The sequence below is a fragment of the Acinetobacter baumannii genome, from assembly GCF_009759685.1.
Classification (GTDB): domain Bacteria; phylum Pseudomonadota; class Gammaproteobacteria; order Pseudomonadales; family Moraxellaceae; genus Acinetobacter; species Acinetobacter baumannii.
In genome coordinates, this window is sequence record NZ_CP046654.1 from 2,199,684 (window position 1) to 2,221,382 (window position 21,699).

The following is a 21,699-nucleotide window of genomic DNA, read 5'->3' on the forward strand; positions in this document are numbered from 1 at the left end:
GCTCCTGCGTGGTTTCTTTTTATCTATTTTTTACTCACTAAAATGTTTTTCAATTATATTGAGTGTTTTTGAGCTTTGATAAAAAGGAGCTAAGAGCGCTTGAAGTAACGGTTCCAAAATACCGTGCTCATTAAAGGCATCCATAACTTTTGGATAAAAACGTAAAGCTTCAGTTTGTAAGTCAGTTTCGGATAAACCAATTGCACTTAATACTTCAAATAAACTCTGGTCTTTATAAAAATCATAAAAAACTTCGACACCATACAAAATAAGACCTTGCATAAATTGTGACTGTCTTAATTCTTTCCAGTATTCATAAATTAAAACAAAGAACTCCTCAACATCGAGAGGAGTGAGCTGTTTCATAAACTCATAGATTTTTTTATGTCTAATATCTTCCCAGATATGACGTACTAAGCTTTCTAAATCTTCAGCCGATAAAAGGCTTAATTCTGTCAGTTGTTCATGAATAAAGCTGGCAATCCACGTTTCAAGCTTATGCTCAAGACGTTGTTGCTGTAAAAAAGAGAATTTTTTGAGTTTATGTTGCCATTCAAAATGGTAGTCATCCACTCTAGAGGCCGTTAGAAATTTAGGTAATTTTTGTTCTAAGGTTGAAGTAGCAATATATTGGCAAAGCTGTTGGACAGATGGGCTAGTTCTTAAAAATTGATTGAGATAATGTGGAATATGCTCCATTTCCAAAAACTTGGAAAGCCACATTTCGAACTGATGATCGGACACCAAGTCTTGTAGCTGAACTGGAGATTTCATGGCAGATAAATAAATACGCTGTGCAATTTCCCCAATAAACTCAAGCAAGCCTGCACCAAGCTGCATTTCAAAAGCATAGCGTTTCACAACGGCTTGTAATTGTTCTAAATCCACAACTTCATAAAGTTTAATTTCATCGGCATGTTGCATAAAAAGCTGAATAAATTGCCGGAAATAAATAGGTGAGTTTTCTATAGATAATTGTTTTTTGAAAAATTCCACCTGCTCAAGCAAAAGTGCTTGAGCAAGTGCTGTAGTTTTTGATGAGTTTTTCTGCTCAGTCATTCGCTGTCCAACCGTTGACAATCGGATAACGTCGTTCGCGACTAAATGCACGAGAAGTAATTCTCGGGCCAATCGCACCTTGACGACGTTTATATTCATTACGATCAACTAAACGGATGACTTTTTCAACAACTTCTTTATCAAAACCTTTGGCAATAATGTCTGCCTGACCTAAATCTTCCTCAATGTATGCATAAAGGATAGCATCCAATACATCATACGCTGGTAAAGAGTCTTGGTCTTTTTGATCTGGACGTAGTTCTGCTGAAGGTGGGCGAGTAATTACACGCTCAGGAATAACCGGAGTTTCACTTAAGCTATTACGGTATTTTGCTAATTCAAACACGATTGTTTTATAAACATCTTTGAGAACAGCAAAGCCACCCACCATGTCACCGTAAAGTGTGCAATAGCCAACTGAAAGTTCAGATTTATTACCTGTAGAAAGGACTAAATTACCAAACTTGTTAGATAAGCCCATAAGTAATGTGCCACGAGCGCGCGCTTGTAAATTTTCTTCAGTCGCATCGGCTGGTGAATTACCAAAGAACGGATACAAAGTTTGCATGAAGCTATTTACGATTGAATGAATTTCGGCAATACCGAAAGTCACGCCCATACGGCGAGCTTGTTCCGCTGCATCTTCTACACTAATTTGAGATGTGTAAGTATATGGCATCATCACAGCTTGAACTCTCTCTGCACCGATTGCATCAACTGCGATAGCAAGCGTAAGGGCAGAGTCAATACCACCAGAAAGACCTAAGATTACTCCAGGAAAACCTGAGCGTTCTACATAGTCACGTGTTGCCATGACTAGACCTTGATAGATCTCTGCAAAAGTTTCTAGTGCAGGAGCAGACTCGACAACTTTATATAATTTTGTATCGCGGTCAAATTCAGCAATATAGAGATCTTCTTTAAAGCTAGGTGCTTGTAAAGCAATTTCACCATTTTGATTGCTGACAAAACTTGTACCATCAAAAATTAAATCATCTTGTCCACCAACTTGGTTAACATAAACAATATTTAAATGAAGCTGCTTTGCAAGCTCACTTAATGTCTGTTTACGATGCTGTGGTTTACCCACTTCATATGGCGATGAATTAAGCACAAGTACAGTATCAACATTTAATTGGCTTAATTGTTTTACTGTATTGATTGACCAGATATCTTCACAAATGAGTACACCAAACTTATGGCCTAAGTACTCAAACACCAAGTGCTGATGGCCTTTTTGGAAATAACGTTTTTCATCAAAAACGCCATAGTTTGGCAAGTTATGTTTATTGAAGACACCTAAAACCTGACCGTCTTTCATGACAGCAGCTGAATTATAACGTTGGCCATCTTCTGTCTGGTTTACGAAGCCGAAAACCATCACAATATCTTTAACTTCACTAAGTTGAGCAAAAGCCTTTTGCATCCGCTTATTTAAATTTGGACGTAACAATAAGTCTTCAGCTGGATAACCAATCACAGAAAGCTCAGGAAAAATAATCAGGTCAGCGTCTTGTTTTTTCGCCTGATTTGCTTGCTCAATCATCTTTTGGGTGTTTGAGTCAATATTGCCAATATGCGGAGAAAACTGAGCAAGGGCAACTTTAAAACTTTTCATTCAAACCTAATCCTAGATCATAACGAATATAAATACACATAGTGTTGATTTTTATGAATATAATTTTTCAACGATGTGTATAGCACGATAATAAACACGTAAAATAGTAAACAAAAATGTCAAGATCAATAATATATACCAATCACATATTTTCTGCGTAAAAATAACGAGATTTTCTGTATACAATAGAAACAAGCTTCATTATTTTTATTGTTTGTATACTGCCTTATCGCTCAAAAATTTGAAATAAGTTTTTATACTTATTTTCAATAATTTGACATTAATAAATTCAGATCTCAACTTTATTTTTATGTTTTTTGTTTATCAAATTTCTATTGATAAGTTAGCAAAAAAGTTACGTTGAAAACAAACTGGATTATTTGGTTACAAATCAAGTTGAGGTAAACAAATGATATTTGGCAGTTTACCTGAACAGATATCTCTAGCAATTTCTCCTTGCTGCTCAATATTGTAAGAACTAAATGCTTTCTGAGGATGATAAGTATATTTATAAGGATTGTAATATTTAAAGCTCAGATAGTAGGCAGATTGTAGTAACGCACCTTTTAGTAATACATGAATACCTCGTTGGTATTGCATAACATGAGCTAGCTCATGAATAAAAATCCCTTGTATGAATTTAGACTCTAGCGCGTAATTACTGCTGTAGTCAGAAAGATTGACGTATATATTCCCATTTGGAGCCATCAAAATTCCATGCGCTTGCCACGGTAAGTAACGAGTAGCAATAATTTTAGGACGTTCACAATCTAGCAAACTCCCAAACACCCTTTGTGCTAAAGCTTTTTCTTCAGGTGTAAGAAATCGAATTGGATAGCTTTTTAAGTGACGAAATATAAAAAGGGTGAAAATAATAAATTGGCGATATATGACAAGTTTAAAAGCGTTGAGAGTGAACATAGTTTTGCTAGTAAATAAGTTCATCTATTGGTTTGTAGCATAACATACATCAACTATGTTAAAAGACAGACGCAAATAACTTGCATTTGTTTCTCATGCGGCAGTTAGCCTGTTTTACTTGGCAAATCTTCCATTTTTAATATCATCATAGGCTTGTAAAATCTCATCATAAGTATTCATTACAAATGGACCATGACCATTAATCGGTTCTGTGATGGGTTGTCCAGTCAAAATAAGTAATTTGCAGCTTTGCAGGGCAGTAATAGAGAAATGCTCTCCTTGGTTTGACATGACTGCTAGGCCTTGTTCCTCTAAAACGTCTTCATCTTTTTGAAATTGTGCCCGACCTGAACGTAAATAAACTAAAGCTGTTTCACCAGATTGAGCAGGGAAGGCAGTTTGTTGACCTGCCTGAAGCTCTACATCTAATACGGTAATAGGAGTGTGAGTGAGTGCAGGGCCTATAACATGCTTAAACTGCCCTGCAATAATACGTACAAATCCAGCTTCATTTTCCAGTTTCACTATCGGTATTTCAGCTTTCTTTAAACTTTGATAGCGCGGAGAATTCATTTTATTTGCTGCTGGTAAATTGACCCAAAGTTGAATCATTTCAAAGGGACCACCAGATCGAGAATACTCTTCACTAAACAATTCCCGATGAATCACACCAGAGGCTGCGGTCATCCATTGCACATCGCCAGCACTTATAAATCCACCTCCACCAGATGAATCTTTATGCTCCAGTTCACCTGCATAAACAAGTGTTACCGTTTCAAATCCACGATGAGGATGATCATTAACTCCTCTACGTTTCATAGAAGGTGCAATTTTTCCGGGACCTAAATGGTCGAGTAGTAAGAAGGGTGAGAGGGTATTGCCTAACTCATGGTAGGAAAAAACAGAAAGAACTGGATAAAAATCACCGACCGCAAAGCGAGTATCGTTACGATGAATAAAAGCCAGACTTTTCATGCTTTATCCTTTCTGTTGATTGAATTTATAAAAAAGATGAGATGTTTTTATAAGAATGTATTAAGACTGGTATAAAAGTCTTTTGCTCTGAATAATAAATTATGAATAGGTTGAGCCAGTAAAATGCATAAGAGAATGAGATGAGAGTCCTAGATAATAAAAAACCCCAGTTAAAACTGAGGTTTTACAACAACTAAAATCACAACAGCAAATAAAATTAAGGTTGGCATTTCATTGAAGAAACGCCAGAACTTATGTGATTTGTAGTGAGCATTTCCAATAAGCTTTTTGCGATAGTAACCACAAACTAAATGGTAGATCACTAATAAAGCCACTAATCCAACTTTTAGATAAAACCAAGTGGCTTCATGGTAATGTCTAGTTGCATCACCCCAATCTACGAGAAAGTGAGCAGTAATTAATGTGGCAATCATAGATGGCCACATAATACCTCGATACAACTTACGTTCCATCACTTCAAAGCGCTGATGGCTGGTAGCATCATCACTCATTGCATGGTAAACATAAAGACGTGGTAAGTAGAACAAAGCAGCGAACCAACAAACCACAGCAATAATATGTAATGCTTTTACCCACAAAAAGGCATCAGAAGGTGCATCCATCGATAATCCTACGCGGGATTATGCATCCCACTTCTTGAAAATTAGGCAAGCGTTAACACCGCCAAAGCCAAAACTGTTACTCATTACAGTATTCAATTTTGTATCACGTTTTTCAAGCACAATATCAAAGCCTTCAGTACCTTCATCAAGCTCAGTCACGTTGATGTTTGGCGCGATAAAGTCATTTTGAAGCATTAATACAGAGTAAATTGCTTCATGAACACCAGCAGCACCTAAGCTGTGACCAGTCATAGATTTAGTTGAACTAAGTGGTGGAACTTTACCTTCACCGAAAGCACGTTCCATTGCTTTAAGCTCAGTCACGTCACCTGCTGGTGTAGAAGTACCATGCGTATTTACATAGTCAATTTTATCTACGCCGTGTTGTTTCGCTTCTTCAAGAGCCATCAAGATACAGCGAGTTGCACCTTCACCACTTGGAGCGACCATGTCAGCACCGTCACTGTTTGCAGCATAAGCAACAACTTCAGCAAGAATATTTGCACCACGTGCTTGAGCATGTTCAAGAGATTCAAGAACAACGAAACCGCCACCGCCAGCAATAACGAAACCGTCACGGTCTTTAGAATATGGACGAGACGCTGTTTCAGGTGTGTCGTTGTATTTAGAACACAAAGCACCCATTGCATCAAACAATAGGCTTTGAGACCAGTGATCTTCTTCACCACCACCAGCAAGCATAAGATCTTGTTTGCCTAGAGCGATAAGGTTATATGCATAACCAATTGCGTCTGCAGAAGTTGCACAAGCACTTGCAATTGAGTGAGCAATACCTTGAAGTTTAAATGCTACACCCACGTTTGCAGTGATTGTATTTGTCATGTTACGTGGAACAAAGAAAGGACCAACTTTACGAGCACCTTTAGTTTCTAAAAGCTCAGTCATTTCTACAACAGAAGCAGTTGAACCACCGCCTGAACCACCGGCAATACCATAACGTGGATTATCTGCTAAATCTTCTGCTTTTAAGCCAGCATGTTCAACAGCTGCAACAGCAGAGTTATAAGCGTACATTGCACATACGCCCATGAACCGTTTTAATTTACGATCAATATTGTCAAAATCTTGTTCTGCCGCAGCGCTGACATGACTTTTAAAATTGAGTTCAGCATAAGTTGGGTTAAAACGTGTCCCGGAGATTCCATTTTTAAGTGAATGAGTAACTTCTTCTAAAGAGTTACCGATACATGAGTTAATACCCATACCAGTGATTACAACACGTTTCATCTACAGGTCCCTTTATGGTGATATTTAAAGTCTATGATCATGAGCAGCTATTAAATGATAGGAGAATATAGCTGTAAGAACAGTAGACCCATGTTTTCGTTGCTACCATGATAGCAGAAAGGTTTTTTATTTCTTATGGCAAATCTTTATGTCAATTTTGCATTTAAAAAAAATAACCAAATACACAGTATGTTGCATTTAGGGTTAACTAAAATACACACATTCAAGTTGAGATAAATCCACATTCCACCTAGTATTTATCTCTAATTAGATAAATTAAAAAATCGAGGTACTGGATGACAAAATTTAATAATAATCAATCTGACAATTTGTTTTCTCAGGTCTTCGGAGTGGCTAAAAAGCTCAGTTCTACTGGTTTAAACATCTTGCAGCAAAGTCAAATTGGTGAGGTAAGTAAATTGGTTGAGCCACTTTCAAATGGCAAAACAGTAGAAGGTAGTGCCAGAAATAAAAGTCCGTTTGAAGTGGAGCAGTATGAAAGCCCACAACAAATGTTACGTGAACATTTACCTAAAGTTACTCGTCAGGTATTTGGACGCCATTTTAGAAAGGTCAATGGTATCGCTACATTTATTTCACCTGACTGGAATGAAAAAATATCAAGCTATTTATTTGATTGGTTGAATGACTTTAGTTCGAAAAGTACGTTAACTGAAAAAATTTTAGAAGAAGCGGGGGCTAAAGACTTATTTGAGCTTACAAAAGATACCTCACGCTCCCAACGTTTAAGTCAGGCACTTATTGAACAAAATAAATTGATTGCCAGTATTCAAGGTGCAATTACGGGCGTATCTGGAATGGTTGGAGCCGCCGTAGATATTCCAGTTTCATTAGTCCTGGTTTTGAGAACAATTTACCAAACAGGTAGATCACACGGCTTTGATTTAACCGAAGCAACTGACCAAGACGTTGTTGAATTTATTTTTAAAGAAGTTGATATCAGCTTAATTGCGGAAAAGCAGACTTTACTCTTGGCACTGAAAGCCTTACGAAATATGTTGGAGACTCAAGACATTCAACAGTTCCAGCAAGTACTTGGCTCTTCAAATGATATTGAAACCTTAAAAAGCTGGTTAGTTGATGAAAATGGTGAGTTTAAATGGAACTGGTTAAATAAAGTTCCGCAACTTGCTGTGGTAGGCAAGTTTACTCCAGTAGCTGGTGCAGTGCTTAGTGCTGTTTATAGTTGGAAGTTACAAGAAGATGTAGGCCATAAGGCACAAGCTATTTTCGGTGCAGCAAGACATTATTTAAATGAACATCCAAATGAGCATTTATCACCATTACAGGCGTACTATGCGGCGGTAACTCTAATTCAAAAAGCGAGCCCACGTCTTTTAAATGTGGGTGAAAATGGTAGTGTCCATGCTGCGCAGCATCATAAAATTGAAAATCATGATGTAATTTCAAAAGTATCTGTTGTGGTCAAATCAAATACTTCTGAAAAAAGCGAAGAGAAAGTCCAAGAAAATGTTCACCAAGGAATTGAGCATCTTGCAGAGAAACATGTAGTTGAACATGAACATAGTGAACAAAAGCCAGCATTAGAGCCTGAAAGTGAAGAAAATGATGACGTTATAGAGGGGCAAAAGTACTCTTAACAATACAATTACAAAGGTAGGGTTTGAAAACTAAATTTCACCCCTATTTAAATTTGTAAATAATCCTGTCAATCATTGATATGGTCAACATTTGGCAACTGCTGCCATGTTGACCATTTTTGCATCTTGGCTTACAATTATGTGCCCTTAAAAAGAGGTGTTTTCTTTTTAAGGTTTTTTAATAACGGGAGAATTGCCATATGGCAACAACGAATCAGTTGATCCGTAAGGGTCGTACGACTTTGGTTGAAAAATCCAAAGTTCCTGCGTTGAAGGCTTGTCCACAACGTCGTGGTGTTTGTACACGTGTTTATACAACTACACCTAAAAAACCTAACTCAGCTATGCGTAAGGTTTGCCGTGTTCGCTTAACTTCAGGTTTTGAAGTATCTAGCTACATCGGTGGTGAAGGCCATAACTTACAAGAGCACAGTGTTGTTCTTATCCGTGGTGGTCGTGTTAAAGACTTACCGGGTGTACGTTACCATACCGTTCGTGGTTCTTTAGACTGTGCTGGTGTTAAAGATCGTAACCAATCACGTTCTAAATACGGTGCTAAACGTCCTAAGAAGTAATTCTGGGAAACTAGTCCAAAAGCCCTTTAGCGTTTCGCTTGTTTGAATTCTTCATAGATTTGTAATTCAAGCGACGTATAGTAAGGCCAGCGTCGTGTACATGACACTTGTACAAACTGCTGGATCATCCTGAAGTGTCATATTATTAGGTGTATTAAAATGCCAAGACGTCGCGTAGTCGCTGCTCGTGAGATCCTTCCAGATCCTAAATTTAGCAGCCAAACAATCGCTAAATTCATGAACCACGTAATGCAAGATGGTAAAAAATCTATTGCTGAAAGTATCGTTTACGGTGCTTTAGAACGCGTTCAAGAAAAAAACAAAGTAGACCCAGTTGAGTTTTTCGAGACTACTCTTGAAAAAGTTCGTCCTATGGTCGAAGTAAAAGCACGCCGTGTTGGTGGTGCTACTTATCAAGTACCTATGGAAGTACGCCCATCCCGTCGTACTGCCTTAGCAATGCGTTGGTTAGTAGATGCTGCTGCTAAGCGTTCTGAAAAAACTATGGCTTTACGTCTTGCTGGCGAGTTGCTTGATGCAGCTGAAGGCAAAGGTGCTGCGATCAAAAAACGTGAAGACGTGCACCGTATGGCAGAAGCTAACAAAGCCTTCTCTCACTACCGTTTCTAAGCGGATAAAACAGTCCCTAATCAGGAGAATACTCATGCATACAGTAGCTGGATTCAACATTGCTCTCTACCAAAGTGGGGGCTTTGCGGGTATTTAAGTTGCCCCGCTTGAGTATTCGTGCGCATCAATTTAATTGGTGCGCCCTGTTTTAAAGATAACATTTAGGAATGTAGACATCATGGCTCGCCAAACCCCAATTACTCGTTACCGTAACATCGGTATCTCTGCGCACATCGACGCAGGTAAAACAACTACAACTGAACGTATTTTGTTCTACACAGGTGTATCTCACAAAATTGGTGAAGTACACGACGGTGCAGCAACAATGGACTGGATGGAACAAGAGCAAGAGCGTGGTATTACAATTACCTCTGCTGCAACAACTTGTTTCTGGTCTGGTATGGGTAACCAATTCCCACAACACCGTATCAACGTAATTGATACACCGGGACACGTTGACTTCACAATCGAAGTTGAGCGTTCTATGCGTGTTCTTGACGGTGCTTGCATGGTTTACTGTGCAGTTGGTGGTGTACAGCCTCAGTCTGAAACTGTATGGCGTCAGGCTAACAAATATAAAGTGCCTCGTTTAGCATTCGTGAACAAGATGGACCGTACTGGTGCAAACTTCTTCCGTGTTGTTGAACAAATGAAAACACGTCTTGGTGCGAATCCTGTGCCAATCGTTGTGCCAATCGGTGCTGAAGACACATTCACTGGTGTAGTTGACCTTATCGAAATGAAGGCAATTATCTGGGATGAAGCTTCTCAAGGTATGAAGTTTGAATACGGCGAGATTCCAGCTGACCTAGTTGATACTGCTCAAGAATGGCGTACAAACATGGTTGAAGCTGCTGCTGAAGCTTCTGAAGAGTTAATGGACAAATACCTTGAAGAGGGTGATCTTTCTAAAGAAGACATCATCGCAGGTTTACGTGCTCGTACATTAGCTTCTGAAATCCAAGTAATGCTTTGTGGTTCTGCATTCAAGAACAAAGGTGTTCAACGTATGTTGGACGCTGTAATTGAATTCTTACCATCACCTACAGAAGTTAAAGCGATCGAAGGTATCCTTGACGATAAAGACGAAACTAAAGCGTCTCGTGAAGCATCTGACGAAGCTCCGTTCTCTGCGCTTGCGTTCAAAATCATGAACGACAAATTCGTAGGTAACTTAACATTCGTACGTGTTTACTCTGGTGTTCTTAAACAAGGTGATGCTGTTTATAACCCAGTTAAATCTAAGCGTGAACGTATCGGTCGTATCGTGCAAATGCACGCAAACGAACGTCAAGATATTGATGAAATCCGTGCAGGTGATATCGCAGCGTGTGTAGGTCTTAAAGACGTTACTACTGGTGATACATTATGTGATGAGAAAAACATCATTACACTTGAACGTATGGAATTCCCAGATCCAGTAATTCAGTTAGCGGTTGAACCAAAAACTAAAGCTGACCAAGAAAAAATGTCTATCGCTTTAGGTCGTTTGGCTAAAGAAGACCCTTCATTCCGTGTTCACACTGATGAAGAATCTGGTCAGACAATTATTGCTGGTATGGGTGAGCTTCACCTTGACATCATCGTTGACCGTATGAAGCGTGAATTCGGTGTTGAAGCGAATATCGGTAAACCAATGGTTGCTTATCGTGAAACGATTAAGAAAACTGTTGAGCAAGAAGGTAAATTCGTACGTCAAACAGGTGGTAAAGGTAAATTCGGTCACGTATATGTTCGTTTAGAACCGCTTGACGTTGAAGCTGCTGGTAAAGAATACGAATTCGCTGAAGAAGTTGTTGGTGGTGTAGTACCTAAAGAATTCTTCGGTGCAGTTGACAAAGGTATTCAAGAACGTATGAAGAATGGTGTCTTGGCTGGTTACCCAGTTGTAGGCGTTAAAGCTGTTCTTTTTGACGGTTCTTACCACGATGTCGACTCTGACGAATTGTCGTTCAAAATGGCTGGTTCTTACGCATTCCGTGATGGTTTCATGAAAGCAGATCCTGTTCTTCTTGAACCTATCATGAAAGTTGAAGTTGAGACTCCAGAAGACTACATGGGCGATATCATGGGTGACTTAAACCGTCGTCGTGGTATGGTTCAAGGTATGGACGATCTTCCTGGTGGAACAAAAGCAATTAAAGCAGAAGTTCCACTTGCTGAGATGTTTGGTTACGCGACTCAAATGCGTTCTATGTCTCAAGGTCGTGCGACATACTCAATGGAATTTGCTAAATATGCTGAAACTCCACGTAACGTGGCTGAAGGCATCATCGCTAAATTCCAAGCTGGCGGTAAAAAAGGTGACGACGAGTAATCTTTCGATTACTATAAGCCCTAACTAATTCTTAGTTAAAAACCAAGTGCTCATGGAGCGACCCTCCATGAGTAGTTAATAAAGGAAGATCATCATGGCTAAAGCCAAGTTTGAACGTAATAAACCACACGTAAACGTGGGTACAATCGGTCACGTTGACCATGGTAAAACAACTTTAACTGCTGCGATTGCAACAATTTGTGCAAAAACTTACGGCGGTGAAGCGAAAGATTACTCACAAATCGACTCAGCACCTGAAGAAAAAGCACGTGGTATTACAATTAATACATCACACGTAGAATACGATTCTCCAACTCGTCACTACGCACACGTTGACTGCCCAGGCCACGCCGACTACGTTAAAAACATGATCACTGGTGCTGCTCAGATGGACGGCGCGATCCTTGTATGTGCTGCAACTGACGGTCCAATGCCACAAACTCGTGAGCACATCCTTCTTTCTCGTCAGGTAGGTGTACCTTACATCATCGTATTCTTAAACAAATGCGACCTTGTTGATGACGAAGAATTACTTGAATTAGTAGAAATGGAAGTACGTGAACTTCTTTCTACTTATGACTTCCCAGGTGATGACACTCCAGTAATCCGTGGTTCAGCTCTTGCAGCGCTTAACGGTGAAGCTGGTCCTTACGGTGAAGAATCAGTTCTTGCTCTTGTAGCAGCACTTGACTCTTACATCCCAGAGCCAGAGCGTGCAATCGACAAAGCATTCTTGATGCCAATCGAAGACGTATTCTCAATTTCTGGTCGTGGTACAGTAGTAACAGGCCGTGTTGAAGCTGGTATCATCAAAGTTGGTGAAGAAGTAGAGATCGTTGGTATTAAAGATACAGTTAAAACAACTGTAACTGGCGTAGAAATGTTCCGTAAACTTCTTGACGAAGGCCGTGCAGGTGAGAACTGTGGTATCTTACTTCGTGGTACTAAGCGTGAAGAAGTACAACGTGGTCAAGTACTTGCTAAACCAGGTACAATCAAGCCGCACACTAAATTCGACGCAGAAGTATACGTACTTTCTAAAGAAGAAGGTGGTCGTCACACTCCATTCTTAAATGGTTACCGTCCACAGTTCTACTTCCGTACAACTGACGTAACTGGTGCGATCCAGTTGAAAGAAGGCGTTGAAATGGTAATGCCAGGTGACAACGTTGAAATGTCAGTAGAATTAATCCACCCAATCGCAATGGACCCAGGTCTACGTTTTGCGATCCGTGAAGGTGGCCGTACTGTAGGTGCTGGTGTTGTTGCTAAAGTAACTGCATAATCACTTTTCAGTGAAAAAAGCGCTCCTTTTGGGGCGCTTTTTTTATATCCAATTGTTAGACAATTCAGTTGAAAGCTGGCCTTAACTGATACTTCAATGTCCCTATTTGCACTTAAGCCTTTTTATTAAGTTTGTATGATAAGAATCAAGAAAACGAACAATAAAGTTTAAGTAACTTAGGTTACTGGTAAGGAGCTTTCAATATGAATGCTAAAGTGAATATCACAAATCGTGCAGGGGCAAGCTTTCCTGTACGTCGTATGAACTTTGATTTTAATGATGTGCCAGAATACTGGATGAATGGTTCCGCTGGACTTACACATTTTATGACAGCGTTATCAGCGCTATTTCCAGCTGGTGAAAAGTTCTTTATTGATAGTGTACGTGCTGTACGTTATCACCCAGCAATTAAAGACAATGAAGAGCTACAAAAAGAAATTAGTGCTTTCATTGGTCAAGAGGCGATGCATACTCAAGAGCATGTAAACTTTAATGCTTCTGCCCAAAAATTTGGTCATGATGTTGAAACTTTAGAAAAATTCACCGATACGGCTATTCAAACTGCCCGAAAAACTTTTGCAAAGCTCGTAAAACCATTTGGTATGACGCAAGAAATGGTGGACCTGACTGCTACTACAGCCCTTGAACATTTTACTGCAACCATTGCATCTCAGCTTTTAGTTAATACCCATATTCAAGAGTTGATGACAGATAAAACGATGTCAACCATGTGGTATTGGCACGCAATAGAAGAAAATGAACATAAAGCAGTCGCATTTGATGTGTATGAAGGTGTCTTTGGTAAAGGTGTAAAAGCTTATGCTTTACGCACAAGTTCACTTGTTTTTGCAATGGCTCTTATTTTCGCAATTCAATCTTCGTTTGTGGTTCGTCTTTTAAAGCAAGACCATAAATTAAACTTAGATGAGTTGTTTGTGATTTATAAATATGGTTATAGCCCGTCGAAAGGGATTATTACGGGTATGGCTAAAGAGATGATGGCTTATTTTAAGCCAGGTTTTCATCCCAATGATTTAGATACGGTTAGTTTGTTAAAAACTTGGAAATCTAAACTTGGACTTTAAGCTGAAAGTAAATGAAAAGGGCTGTTAACAGTCCTTTTTTATTGTCTATAAATTATGACTCACTTTTAAAAGATACTTGTTAATTTTGCCCTAGTATGAGGCTATTGATGACCTCATCTGATAATTTGCTGGCCTCATCTGCACTTAAATAGCGCCTTTAAAGGCGTATTATTATAAATATTAAGAAAATAAATAAGGATATAAGTGAATTTTTGATTCGCTTAAAGGAGTCTGACATGAATGCTAAAGTAAATATTTCTAATCGTGCCGGAGCAAGTTTCCCTGTGCGTCGTATGGACTTTGAGTTTGCTCAAGTTCCACGCTATTGGGCAAATTACGATGCAGGATTAACTCATTTTATGACAGCATTATCGGCTCTTTTTCCGGAAGGAGAGCAGTTCTTTGTAAACAGTACTCGTGCTGTGCGAAATGATCCTAAACTGGCTGATCCAGCACTTCAAAAAGAAATAAGTGCTTTTATTGGCCAAGAAGCTATGCATTCTAAAGAGCATCTTGCATTTAATGCTTCTGCGCAGGCGTATGGATATGATGTTCGTAAAATGGAAAAACAAACAGGTAAAGTTATTAAAGTAGGTACTGCGGTTGTAACCAAGCTAATGAAACCTTTTGGTTATACAAAAGAAATGATTGATTTAACAGGTACCTGTGCGTTAGAACATTTTACCTCAACTATTGCGGCTGAGCTTTTACAAAACCCTGAAATTCAAGCCATGTTCCAGGATGACACTATGTATCACTTATGGATGTGGCATGCGGTAGAAGAAAACGAACACAAAGCTGTAGCATTTGATGTCTATACCAATATGTATGGGCAGGGGCCAAAGGCTTATTTTATGCGTTCAACTGCTTTAATCATTGCAATGGCCTTAATTTTTGCTACTCAGTCTTATTTTACTGCTAAGTTACTTAAGACTGATGATAAATTAACATGGAAAGATACCAAATACATGCTTAAGTTCATGTATGGCCGTAAAGGTTTTATGACTCGTCAAATTCCAGAATTATTAGATTTCTTAAGACCAAAATTCCATCCAAATGATTCGGATACGACAGCTTTATTGGCCACTTGGCGTGAAAAATTAGGTCTTTAAAAAGCTGACTGGAAAAGAGCAATTTAATTGCTCTTTTTTTTACTCGTTTTTTCTATTTAAGTTTCTATAATACGTTTACTTTGAAATCTAAAAATGTGTTGAAACTCATGATTCGTACTATGCAAGTCTCAGATATTGATAGTGTTGCTCAAATTGAGAAGCTTGTTCAAACACACCCATGGTCTAGGCAGCAATTTGTAGAATCTTTAAATTCTTACCAATGTACGGTAATAGAAATAAATAATAAGGTGGTTGGTTTTTGTATTTTACAACCTGTATTAGATGAAGCGAATTTACTGCTCATGGCAATTGATCCTCAAATGCAAGGTAAAGGATTAGGATATCAGTTGTTAGATGCGTCGATTGAGCGTTTAGAAAATCACCCCGTACAAATTTTTCTAGAGGTACGTGAAAGTAATAAAGCTGCTATTGGTTTATACGAAAAAACAGGGTTTCACCAAATTGATGTGCGTCGTAACTATTATCCAACCCAAGAGGGTGGGCGTGAAAATGCCGTTATTATGGTAAAAAGCTGTACTGATGATTTTGCTTCTTTATTCTAAGAATGCCTGTCTTGTTGCTGTTTGAACAACAAGACAGAAGCAGATTATTTAATAATTAAATTATTCCATTCAGAAGGTAATGTGGTCATGAGGGAATTGCCTAACTGATTGATCTCTTCTGGTGATAATGATCTATTTAAGCGGCGCCATTGCCCATCTAGTAAAAGTTCTAGCGGCGTATATTGAGATTTATAGTTCATTTTAGCTGAGTGGGGAACCCAATAGCCTAAGTAGACATATTCTAAACCGAGTGTTTTTACATATTCGATTTGATTCAGAATTGAATAAACGCCTAAAGATCTACGGTGTTCATCTGGGTCAAAGAACGTATAGACGGCAGATAACCCATCATCCATTAAATCACAAGTCGAAACGCTAATAAGACGATTGTCTTTCCATAGTTCTAAGAAGAAACTATCTGTACAGCTATGGACCAAGAATTTTTCAAACTGATCTAAACTTGGCGGAAACATATCACCATCGGCATGGCGCTCGTTAATGTAACGTTCATATAGATCATAATGAATTTGTGAGGCTTGCCGTGTTGGTAGAACAGTCATGGTGAGATCTTGATTTCGCTTCCATGCTTTTTTTTGCATGCTGTTCATTTGGAAATCGGCAACAGGTACACGACAAGATAAACACTGCCTGCATAAATGACATTCAGGACGGTATACAAAGTCGCCACTACGACGAAAACCTAATCGCGATAATTCAGAAAGCGTCACCACATCAATCCGATGAATCGGGTCTAAAAAGACCATACGTGCTGATTTATTTTCTAAATAGCTGCAATCATGAGGTGGAGTAATATAATATTGCAGATCATTTAAAAGGGACTTCGGGTGATATGATTTCATGATTGGTCCCTCCTGTTATCATTCCATTAATTTTGCATTTAATGCTATTGTTTTACTTGAAAATACACGTTCTTGATACTTTTTCCAATTGATAGAGGGGTGAATAATTACATCTTGTAACGATTTAAGATATTCTTGCCGAGAAAGTGTACAAGCCCCAAGACTAATTAAGTGACTATTTACAAGTTGACAGTCAACCCAAGGAAGCTGATTTTCTTGACCAATTAACATTAACGTATAAAAAGCCATTTTGGAAACATCGGTTTGGGTACTAAACATAGACTCGCCAAAACAACCCTTGCCGATCGTTACCCCATATAAACCACCTACCAGCTGCTCTTCTTGCCAGACTTCTACGCTATAGCCATAACCGGCATCAAACATTCCACAATAGCCTTCAATAATATCTTCACTAATCCATGTTTCATTAGCATAGCTTCGAGGTAATGAACATGAGCGAATGACTTGCTCAAAAGCACGATTTACCGTAATGGTGTAATCATATTTTTTCATGTTCCGAATAAGCGATTTACTCGGTTTATAGTTTTGAGGATAAATTACACAGCGTGGTTCAGGGCTCCACCAACAAATAGGTTCATCTTCATTAAACCATGGGAAAAGCCCATGTGTATATGCTTCATAGAGTGTGGAGGGGGAGAGGTCAGCGCCTATACAAATTAAACCATGACCATCTGGATCTGATTCCTCCGGATCTGGGAAAATATACTGAGATAGAGGCAGTGTTTTCATAAAACTAAAATAATATGTGCTTTAGGGCTATGCTATAAAAATTAATACAGGGCAGCCAGTAATTATTATAAATTCCAAAAAAACAGCCGTTATAAAACGGCTGTTTTGAAATATCTAAACTTAAAGGTTGTCTAGATATTTTTCGGCATCTAGTGCAGCCATACAGCCTGAACCCGCCGAAGTAATCGCTTGACGATAGATACTATCAGCAACATCACCAGCAGCAAAAACGCCTGCTACAGAAGTCGCTGTTGCGTTACCTGAAGTACCACTTTGTACTTGGATATAGCCATCACGTAAGTTTAGCTGACCTTCAAACATAGAGGTATTTGGTTTATGGCCAATTGCAATGAATAAGCCTTGAACTTGTACTTCTTGTTTGCTGTCATCTTTCGTAGATTTTAAGCGAACACCTGTTACGCCAGTATTGTCACCAAGAACTTCTTCAACTTCATGGTTCCAAACAATACTGATTTTGCCTTCTTTTTCTTTAGCAAATAAGTGATCTTGTAAAATCTTCTCAGAGCGTAAAGAATCGCGGCGGTGTACAAGCGTCACATGTTCAGCAATATTTGATAAATAAAGTGCTTCTTCAACAGCAGTATTACCACCACCAACAACCATCACATTTTGGTTCTTGTAGAAGAAGCCATCACATGTTGCACATGCGCTCACGCCTTGACCCATAAATTTTTGTTCAGACTCTAAGCCAAGATATTGAGCTGTCGCACCAGTTGCAATAATTAAAGCATCACAAGTGTACTCATCCATATCACCTTTAAGAACAAAAGGACGTACATTTAAGTCCACTTCATTAATATGATCATAGACAAGTTCAGTACCAAAGCGTTCAGCATGTGCTTGCATACGGTCCATTAGGACAGGACCAGTCAAACCTTCAGGATCGCCCGGCCAGTTGTCAACTTCGGTTGTTGTTGTAAGTTGGCCGCCAAGCTGTAAACCTGCAATAAGTGTTGGTTTAAGATTTGCACGTGCTGCATAAACAGCTGCACTATAACCCGCAGGGCCAGAACCGAGAATAATTAACCGAGAATGACGAGCACTCATTGAGGGTATCCTTATTTATTTCGAGAATTTTGAAAATTATACGTGAAATTGCCGACCAATAGCGTTAAATCAATGTGGATAATATTGATCAGGTCAATCGAATTAAGTTATATAACAATATAGAAGAGCCTTATGTTAACAACAACTGTAAAGAATCATGCACCTTTTTTGTAAGAACAGGTGCATAATATAAAGTTCAATCGTTGAAGATCTGAAATGTAGGTCTTCACATCTCTAAACCAATAATTAAATGGGTTACAGGACAGTATATGACTGCGGTGTCAAGTGTTTATGCACAGCGCTTATTGATGACATTATTCTTGGTCTCTTTTGGGATTTATATGTTTCTGGCGACAGTAACATATACACCATTTGATCCGGGCTGGATGCATATTTCAAGTGATACTCAGCAAGTATCCAATGCAAGTGGTATTGCCGGTGCATGGATTGCAGATTTGCTGTTTGGCTTTTTAGGTTGGGCAAGTTTACTTATTCCAATCTTCCTATTTGTTGAAGCGATTCAAGTCTGGTGGCCACATAGTTTTCTAAACCGCCCATTCCGTTATGCTGCGCAGTTCTTCTTAATTCTTGTTGTTTCGAGTTTGCTTTACCTTCACTGGAATGTGCCTGCAGATACTTTAGATAATGCGGCAGGCGGGATTATTGGTTATGAGTTGGGGCAAAGCTTATCTCAACTGTTAACAATTTATGGTGCGACATTATTTCTCCTTGTTTTCGGAGTGGTATTGTTCACTTTGGCATTTGGGGTGCAGTGGAGCAAAACATGGGTTACGCTCAAAGCAATGCCTGGTTATTTACAAGATTTATTCTATAAAAATGTATCTCCTAACGAATCTGCTTATGACTTAACCACACAGCCTGCGAATAAAGCAGCAACGGTAAAAGTTGCAGAGATGCCTAAAGCAGAAGAAGTTACGGATGAAGTAGAGCTAAATGCCCAACCAGAAAAAACTCAAAGCAAAGCGAGCTCTACACGACATGATGAAATAGCAGAGCGTTTATTTGCCGACGTTTTAGCTAAAGAACAAAGTCAACCTGAAACAATTGAAGAAAAACCAACTCCTCAGCCAGAAAACTTTGAGCGTACACTTGAGCAAGCCCAACAGCTTAAAAAAGACAGTGAGCGTTTAGTGGCTACGGGAGAGGTTTGGCGTGCTTTACAGCGTGATGATGTAAGCCATAAACAAGAAATTGATGCGCTGTTACGAGCTGCTGATGATTCAAGTGAACAGCCTTCGACTCATGAGCAATTTCAGCAAACAGTTTATCAGGCTAAACAAAATCAACCATCGAATACTCATCAAGGTTTAGATTGGAATGATGATGAGATTTTTGATGAACTACTTGCTGCAGTTCCAAATAGTAAAACGGCAACTGACGTGCATACGCCATTTGTGCAAGATCATCATGTTGAACCAGAAGTTACGCCGCAAGCTCCTCAAACATTAGTTGAGTCATCTGTACCTGTATCGAATTTAAATCAGTCACCTAAAAATTTATCTAATGAAGAAGTCTTTGATGATTTTGACGACTTATTGATTGATGAAGATATCCCGCCAGCAACTCAACCGATCAAGGCAAGTAGCTATGCGCAATCTTCAGCTTTTGTAAAAGCGCCTATTCAAACTACGATTGGTGCAGAGAAGCTGTCAAAAGAAGAATTTATTGAAGCTTGGCAGGAAACTGCTGGAAAGCCTCAGGATGACCTTGAGGATGAGTTTGATTTTGATGCGCCTTTAACAGATGCATCAGGTCGACCAATGTCTCGTGCCATGCAGGTGGCCAAAAAGCGTTTAGATTTACCAACATTACCGGGCTTTGAATTGCTTGATAAGGTTGACCCAAATAAGAAAGTTAACTTTACCGAGGAACAGCTTTCCCGTTTATCTGAATTACTTGAGATCAAATTACAAGAGTTTAATGTGAAGGCTCAGGTGGTTGAAGCTCAGCCGGGTCCAGTGGTTACACGTTTTGAATTAGATTTGGCACCGGGTGTGAAAGCATCTAAAGTGACTAATATTTCCCGTGACTTGGCACGTTCAATGTCTATGGCTTCTGTACGTGTGGTAGAGGTTATTCCGGGTAAACCATATATTGGTATTGAAGTTCCAAATAGTGCTCGTGAAATGGTACGTTTGATTGAACTATTGGAAACACCCGCATATCGTGACCCAAGTGCTCTCATTAGTATGGCAATGGGTAAAGATATTTCAGGTAATCCGGTACTAACAGACTTGGCAAAAGCACCGCATATGTTGGTTGCGGGTACTACAGGTTCGGGTAAATCTGTTGCCGTTAACTCGATGATTTTATCGATGTTACTCAAATATACCCCTGACCAATTGCGTCTGATTTTAATTGACCCGAAACAGCTAGAACTTGCAAACTACAACGATATTCCGCATTTATTAACGCCTGTAGTCACTGACATGAAAGATGCAGTGAGTGCATTAAACTGGTGTGTAAATGAAATGGAACGCCGTTACAAGCTTATGTCATTCCTCAAAATTCGTAAGTTAAGTGACTACAACCGAAAAGTTGAAGAAGCGCTTGCAAATGGAGAAGACTTGATTGACCCGACATGGAAACCAAGTGACTCGGCGACACAAGAGCGTGCGCCTCGTTTAACGCCATTACCATCTATTGTTATTGTGGCGGATGAGTTCGCTGACATGATCATGCAAGTTGGTAAGAAAGCAGAAGAAATGATTACGCGTTTGGCGCAAAAATCTCGTGCTGCTGGTATTCACTTATTGCTTGCAACTCAACGTCCATCGGTAGATGTCATTACAGGCCTTATTAAAGCCAATATTCCAACGCGTGTAGCTTTACGTGTAAACAGTAAAATTGACTCACGTACTATTTTGGATGCAGGTGGTGCAGAAGACTTGTTAGGCCACGGTGATATGCTGTTCTTAGGGCCAGGTAAGATTGAGCCAGAACGTGTGCATGGTGCATTTATTAGTGATGATGAAGTTAACCGTATTTGTGATGCATGGCGTGAACGTGGCGAACCAGACTACGTAGATGAGATCTTAACTCCATTTGATGAAGAGCCTGCTTCGCGTGGCTTTGAAGAAGGTGATGGTGGTTCAGACCGTGATGCACTTTATGATCAATGTGTATCGTTTGTTTTAGAAACTCGAAAAGCTTCTACGTCTTCATTACAGCGTAAGTTTAGCCTTGGTTATAACCGTGCCGCTCGTATCATTGACCAAATGGAAGAGAATGGCATTGTGAGTGGTATGGGTGCCAACGGTAAGCGCGATATTTTAGTTTAAGATCTACAGTTAAAATTAAGCCTCTTCGGAGGCTTTTTTATGGTTAAAAATAATAATTACTACGGGTAGTTTGAGATTTTATCAAA

Annotated in this window: 18 protein-coding genes; 9 read left to right on the plus strand and 9 right to left on the minus strand. The window is 39.2% G+C overall.

All coding sequences use genetic code 11. From position 1 onward, the window contains the following. Positions 1–30 precede the first annotated feature (30 nt). From GO593_RS10475 to GO593_RS10500, 6 genes are all read right to left on the minus strand, one after another. Complete coding sequence (locus tag GO593_RS10475) at positions 31–1,059, minus strand: hypothetical protein (protein ID WP_000139299.1); 1,029 nt, start codon at positions 1,057–1,059, stop codon at positions 31–33. Beyond that, positions 1,052–2,677 (minus strand): NAD+ synthase, encoded by a 1,626-nt coding sequence (locus GO593_RS10480; protein WP_000834616.1) that lies wholly within the window; start codon positions 2,675–2,677, stop codon positions 1,052–1,054. The genes GO593_RS10475 and GO593_RS10480 overlap by 8 nt, the downstream gene beginning before the upstream one ends. Before the next feature lie 384 nt (positions 2,678–3,061). Next, positions 3,062–3,622, minus strand: coding sequence for a hypothetical protein (locus GO593_RS10485; protein ID WP_001048354.1), 561 nt, complete (start codon positions 3,620–3,622; stop codon positions 3,062–3,064). A 90-nt stretch (positions 3,623–3,712) separates the two neighbouring features. Further along, positions 3,713–4,573: a pirin family protein gene (locus GO593_RS10490; protein ID WP_000838088.1), complete on the minus strand. Its 861-nt coding sequence runs from the start codon at positions 4,571–4,573 to the stop codon at positions 3,713–3,715. A gap of 170 nt (positions 4,574–4,743) precedes the next feature. After that, complete coding sequence (hemJ, locus tag GO593_RS10495) at positions 4,744–5,196, minus strand: protoporphyrinogen oxidase HemJ (RefSeq protein ID WP_000339889.1); 453 nt, start codon at positions 5,194–5,196, stop codon at positions 4,744–4,746. A gap of 18 nt (positions 5,197–5,214) precedes the next feature. Beyond that, positions 5,215–6,444 (minus strand): beta-ketoacyl-ACP synthase II, encoded by a 1,230-nt coding sequence (locus GO593_RS10500; RefSeq protein WP_000832710.1) that lies wholly within the window; start codon positions 6,442–6,444, stop codon positions 5,215–5,217. Positions 6,445–6,740: 296 nt separating this feature from the next. Here GO593_RS10500 and GO593_RS10505 point away from each other — a divergent pair, with 296 nt between their 5' ends. The 8 genes from GO593_RS10505 (at position 6,741) to rimI (ending at position 15,633) form a co-directional block, all read left to right on the plus strand. Beyond that, positions 6,741–8,066, plus strand: coding sequence for an EcsC family protein (locus GO593_RS10505; RefSeq protein ID WP_000160010.1), 1,326 nt, complete (start codon positions 6,741–6,743; stop codon positions 8,064–8,066). Between the two features lie 200 nt (positions 8,067–8,266). Further along, the gene (gene rpsL / locus GO593_RS10510; protein ID WP_000246374.1) at positions 8,267–8,641 is read left to right on the plus strand and encodes a 30S ribosomal protein S12; all 375 of its coding nucleotides are present in this window, start codon (positions 8,267–8,269) and stop codon (positions 8,639–8,641) included. A gap of 159 nt (positions 8,642–8,800) precedes the next feature. After that, a complete protein-coding gene (rpsG, locus tag GO593_RS10515) occupies positions 8,801–9,271 on the plus strand; it encodes a 30S ribosomal protein S7 (protein WP_001138055.1) in 471 nt (156 codons plus the stop codon). A gap of 178 nt (positions 9,272–9,449) precedes the next feature. Continuing rightward, entirely contained in the window at positions 9,450–11,588 is a 2,139-nt protein-coding gene (gene fusA / locus GO593_RS10520) for an elongation factor G (protein ID WP_000113824.1), read from the plus strand. A 94-nt stretch (positions 11,589–11,682) separates the two neighbouring features. Further along, positions 11,683–12,873 carry an elongation factor Tu gene (tuf, locus tag GO593_RS10525; RefSeq protein ID WP_001029610.1) on the plus strand — a complete coding sequence of 397 codons (1,191 nt, stop codon included), beginning with the start codon at positions 11,683–11,685 and terminating at the stop codon, positions 12,871–12,873. A 203-nt stretch (positions 12,874–13,076) separates the two neighbouring features. After that, entirely contained in the window at positions 13,077–13,958 is an 882-nt protein-coding gene (locus GO593_RS10530; protein ID WP_000992301.1) for a metal-dependent hydrolase, read from the plus strand. A 236-nt stretch (positions 13,959–14,194) separates the two neighbouring features. Next, the gene (locus GO593_RS10535) at positions 14,195–15,070 is read left to right on the plus strand and encodes a metal-dependent hydrolase (RefSeq protein ID WP_000992291.1); all 876 of its coding nucleotides are present in this window, start codon (positions 14,195–14,197) and stop codon (positions 15,068–15,070) included. 107 nt (positions 15,071–15,177) lie between these two features. Beyond that, complete coding sequence (rimI, locus tag GO593_RS10540) at positions 15,178–15,633, plus strand: ribosomal protein S18-alanine N-acetyltransferase (protein WP_000621546.1); 456 nt, start codon at positions 15,178–15,180, stop codon at positions 15,631–15,633. Between the two features lie 44 nt (positions 15,634–15,677). Here rimI and GO593_RS10545 read toward each other — a convergent pair whose 3' ends face one another. From GO593_RS10545 to trxB, 3 genes are all read right to left on the minus strand, one after another. Further along, complete coding sequence (locus tag GO593_RS10545; protein WP_000844343.1) at positions 15,678–16,493, minus strand: arginyltransferase; 816 nt, start codon at positions 16,491–16,493, stop codon at positions 15,678–15,680. Positions 16,494–16,511: 18 nt separating this feature from the next. Next, entirely contained in the window at positions 16,512–17,243 is a 732-nt protein-coding gene (aat, locus tag GO593_RS10550; protein ID WP_000854789.1) for a leucyl/phenylalanyl-tRNA--protein transferase, read from the minus strand. A 120-nt stretch (positions 17,244–17,363) separates the two neighbouring features. Further along, on the minus strand, positions 17,364–18,311 hold the full coding sequence (trxB, locus tag GO593_RS10555; RefSeq protein ID WP_001276144.1) for a thioredoxin-disulfide reductase: 948 nt from the start codon (positions 18,309–18,311) through the stop codon (positions 17,364–17,366). A gap of 269 nt (positions 18,312–18,580) precedes the next feature. Between trxB and GO593_RS10560 the strand changes: the two genes are divergently transcribed. Next, positions 18,581–21,613, plus strand: coding sequence for a DNA translocase FtsK (locus tag GO593_RS10560; protein WP_000127835.1), 3,033 nt, complete (start codon positions 18,581–18,583; stop codon positions 21,611–21,613). The last annotated feature ends 86 nt before the right edge of the window (positions 21,614–21,699 follow it).

Bases quoted from the DNA above. Each gene is read 5' to 3' on its own strand.
- GO593_RS10475 (WP_000139299.1), bottom strand. From the start codon at position 1,059: ATGACTGAGCAGAAAAACTCATCAAAAACTACAGCACTTGCTCAAGCA.
- GO593_RS10480 (WP_000834616.1), bottom strand. From the start codon at position 2,677: ATGAAAAGTTTTAAAGTTGCCCTTGCTCAGTTTTCTCCGCATATTGGC.
- GO593_RS10485 (WP_001048354.1), bottom strand. From the start codon at position 3,622: ATGAACTTATTTACTAGCAAAACTATGTTCACTCTCAACGCTTTTAAA.
- GO593_RS10490 (WP_000838088.1), bottom strand. From the start codon at position 4,573: ATGAAAAGTCTGGCTTTTATTCATCGTAACGATACTCGCTTTGCGGTC.
- hemJ (WP_000339889.1), bottom strand. From the start codon at position 5,196: ATGGATGCACCTTCTGATGCCTTTTTGTGGGTAAAAGCATTACATATT.
- GO593_RS10500 (WP_000832710.1), bottom strand. From the start codon at position 6,444: ATGAAACGTGTTGTAATCACTGGTATGGGTATTAACTCATGTATCGGT.
- GO593_RS10505 (WP_000160010.1), top strand. From the start codon at position 6,741: ATGACAAAATTTAATAATAATCAATCTGACAATTTGTTTTCTCAGGTC.
- rpsL (WP_000246374.1), top strand. From the start codon at position 8,267: ATGGCAACAACGAATCAGTTGATCCGTAAGGGTCGTACGACTTTGGTT.
- rpsG (WP_001138055.1), top strand. From the start codon at position 8,801: ATGCCAAGACGTCGCGTAGTCGCTGCTCGTGAGATCCTTCCAGATCCT.
- fusA (WP_000113824.1), top strand. From the start codon at position 9,450: ATGGCTCGCCAAACCCCAATTACTCGTTACCGTAACATCGGTATCTCT.
- tuf (WP_001029610.1), top strand. From the start codon at position 11,683: ATGGCTAAAGCCAAGTTTGAACGTAATAAACCACACGTAAACGTGGGT.
- GO593_RS10530 (WP_000992301.1), top strand. From the start codon at position 13,077: ATGAATGCTAAAGTGAATATCACAAATCGTGCAGGGGCAAGCTTTCCT.
- GO593_RS10535 (WP_000992291.1), top strand. From the start codon at position 14,195: ATGAATGCTAAAGTAAATATTTCTAATCGTGCCGGAGCAAGTTTCCCT.
- rimI (WP_000621546.1), top strand. From the start codon at position 15,178: ATGATTCGTACTATGCAAGTCTCAGATATTGATAGTGTTGCTCAAATT.
- GO593_RS10545 (WP_000844343.1), bottom strand. From the start codon at position 16,493: ATGAAATCATATCACCCGAAGTCCCTTTTAAATGATCTGCAATATTAT.
- aat (WP_000854789.1), bottom strand. From the start codon at position 17,243: ATGAAAACACTGCCTCTATCTCAGTATATTTTCCCAGATCCGGAGGAA.
- trxB (WP_001276144.1), bottom strand. From the start codon at position 18,311: ATGAGTGCTCGTCATTCTCGGTTAATTATTCTCGGTTCTGGCCCTGCG.
- GO593_RS10560 (WP_000127835.1), top strand. From the start codon at position 18,581: ATGACTGCGGTGTCAAGTGTTTATGCACAGCGCTTATTGATGACATTA.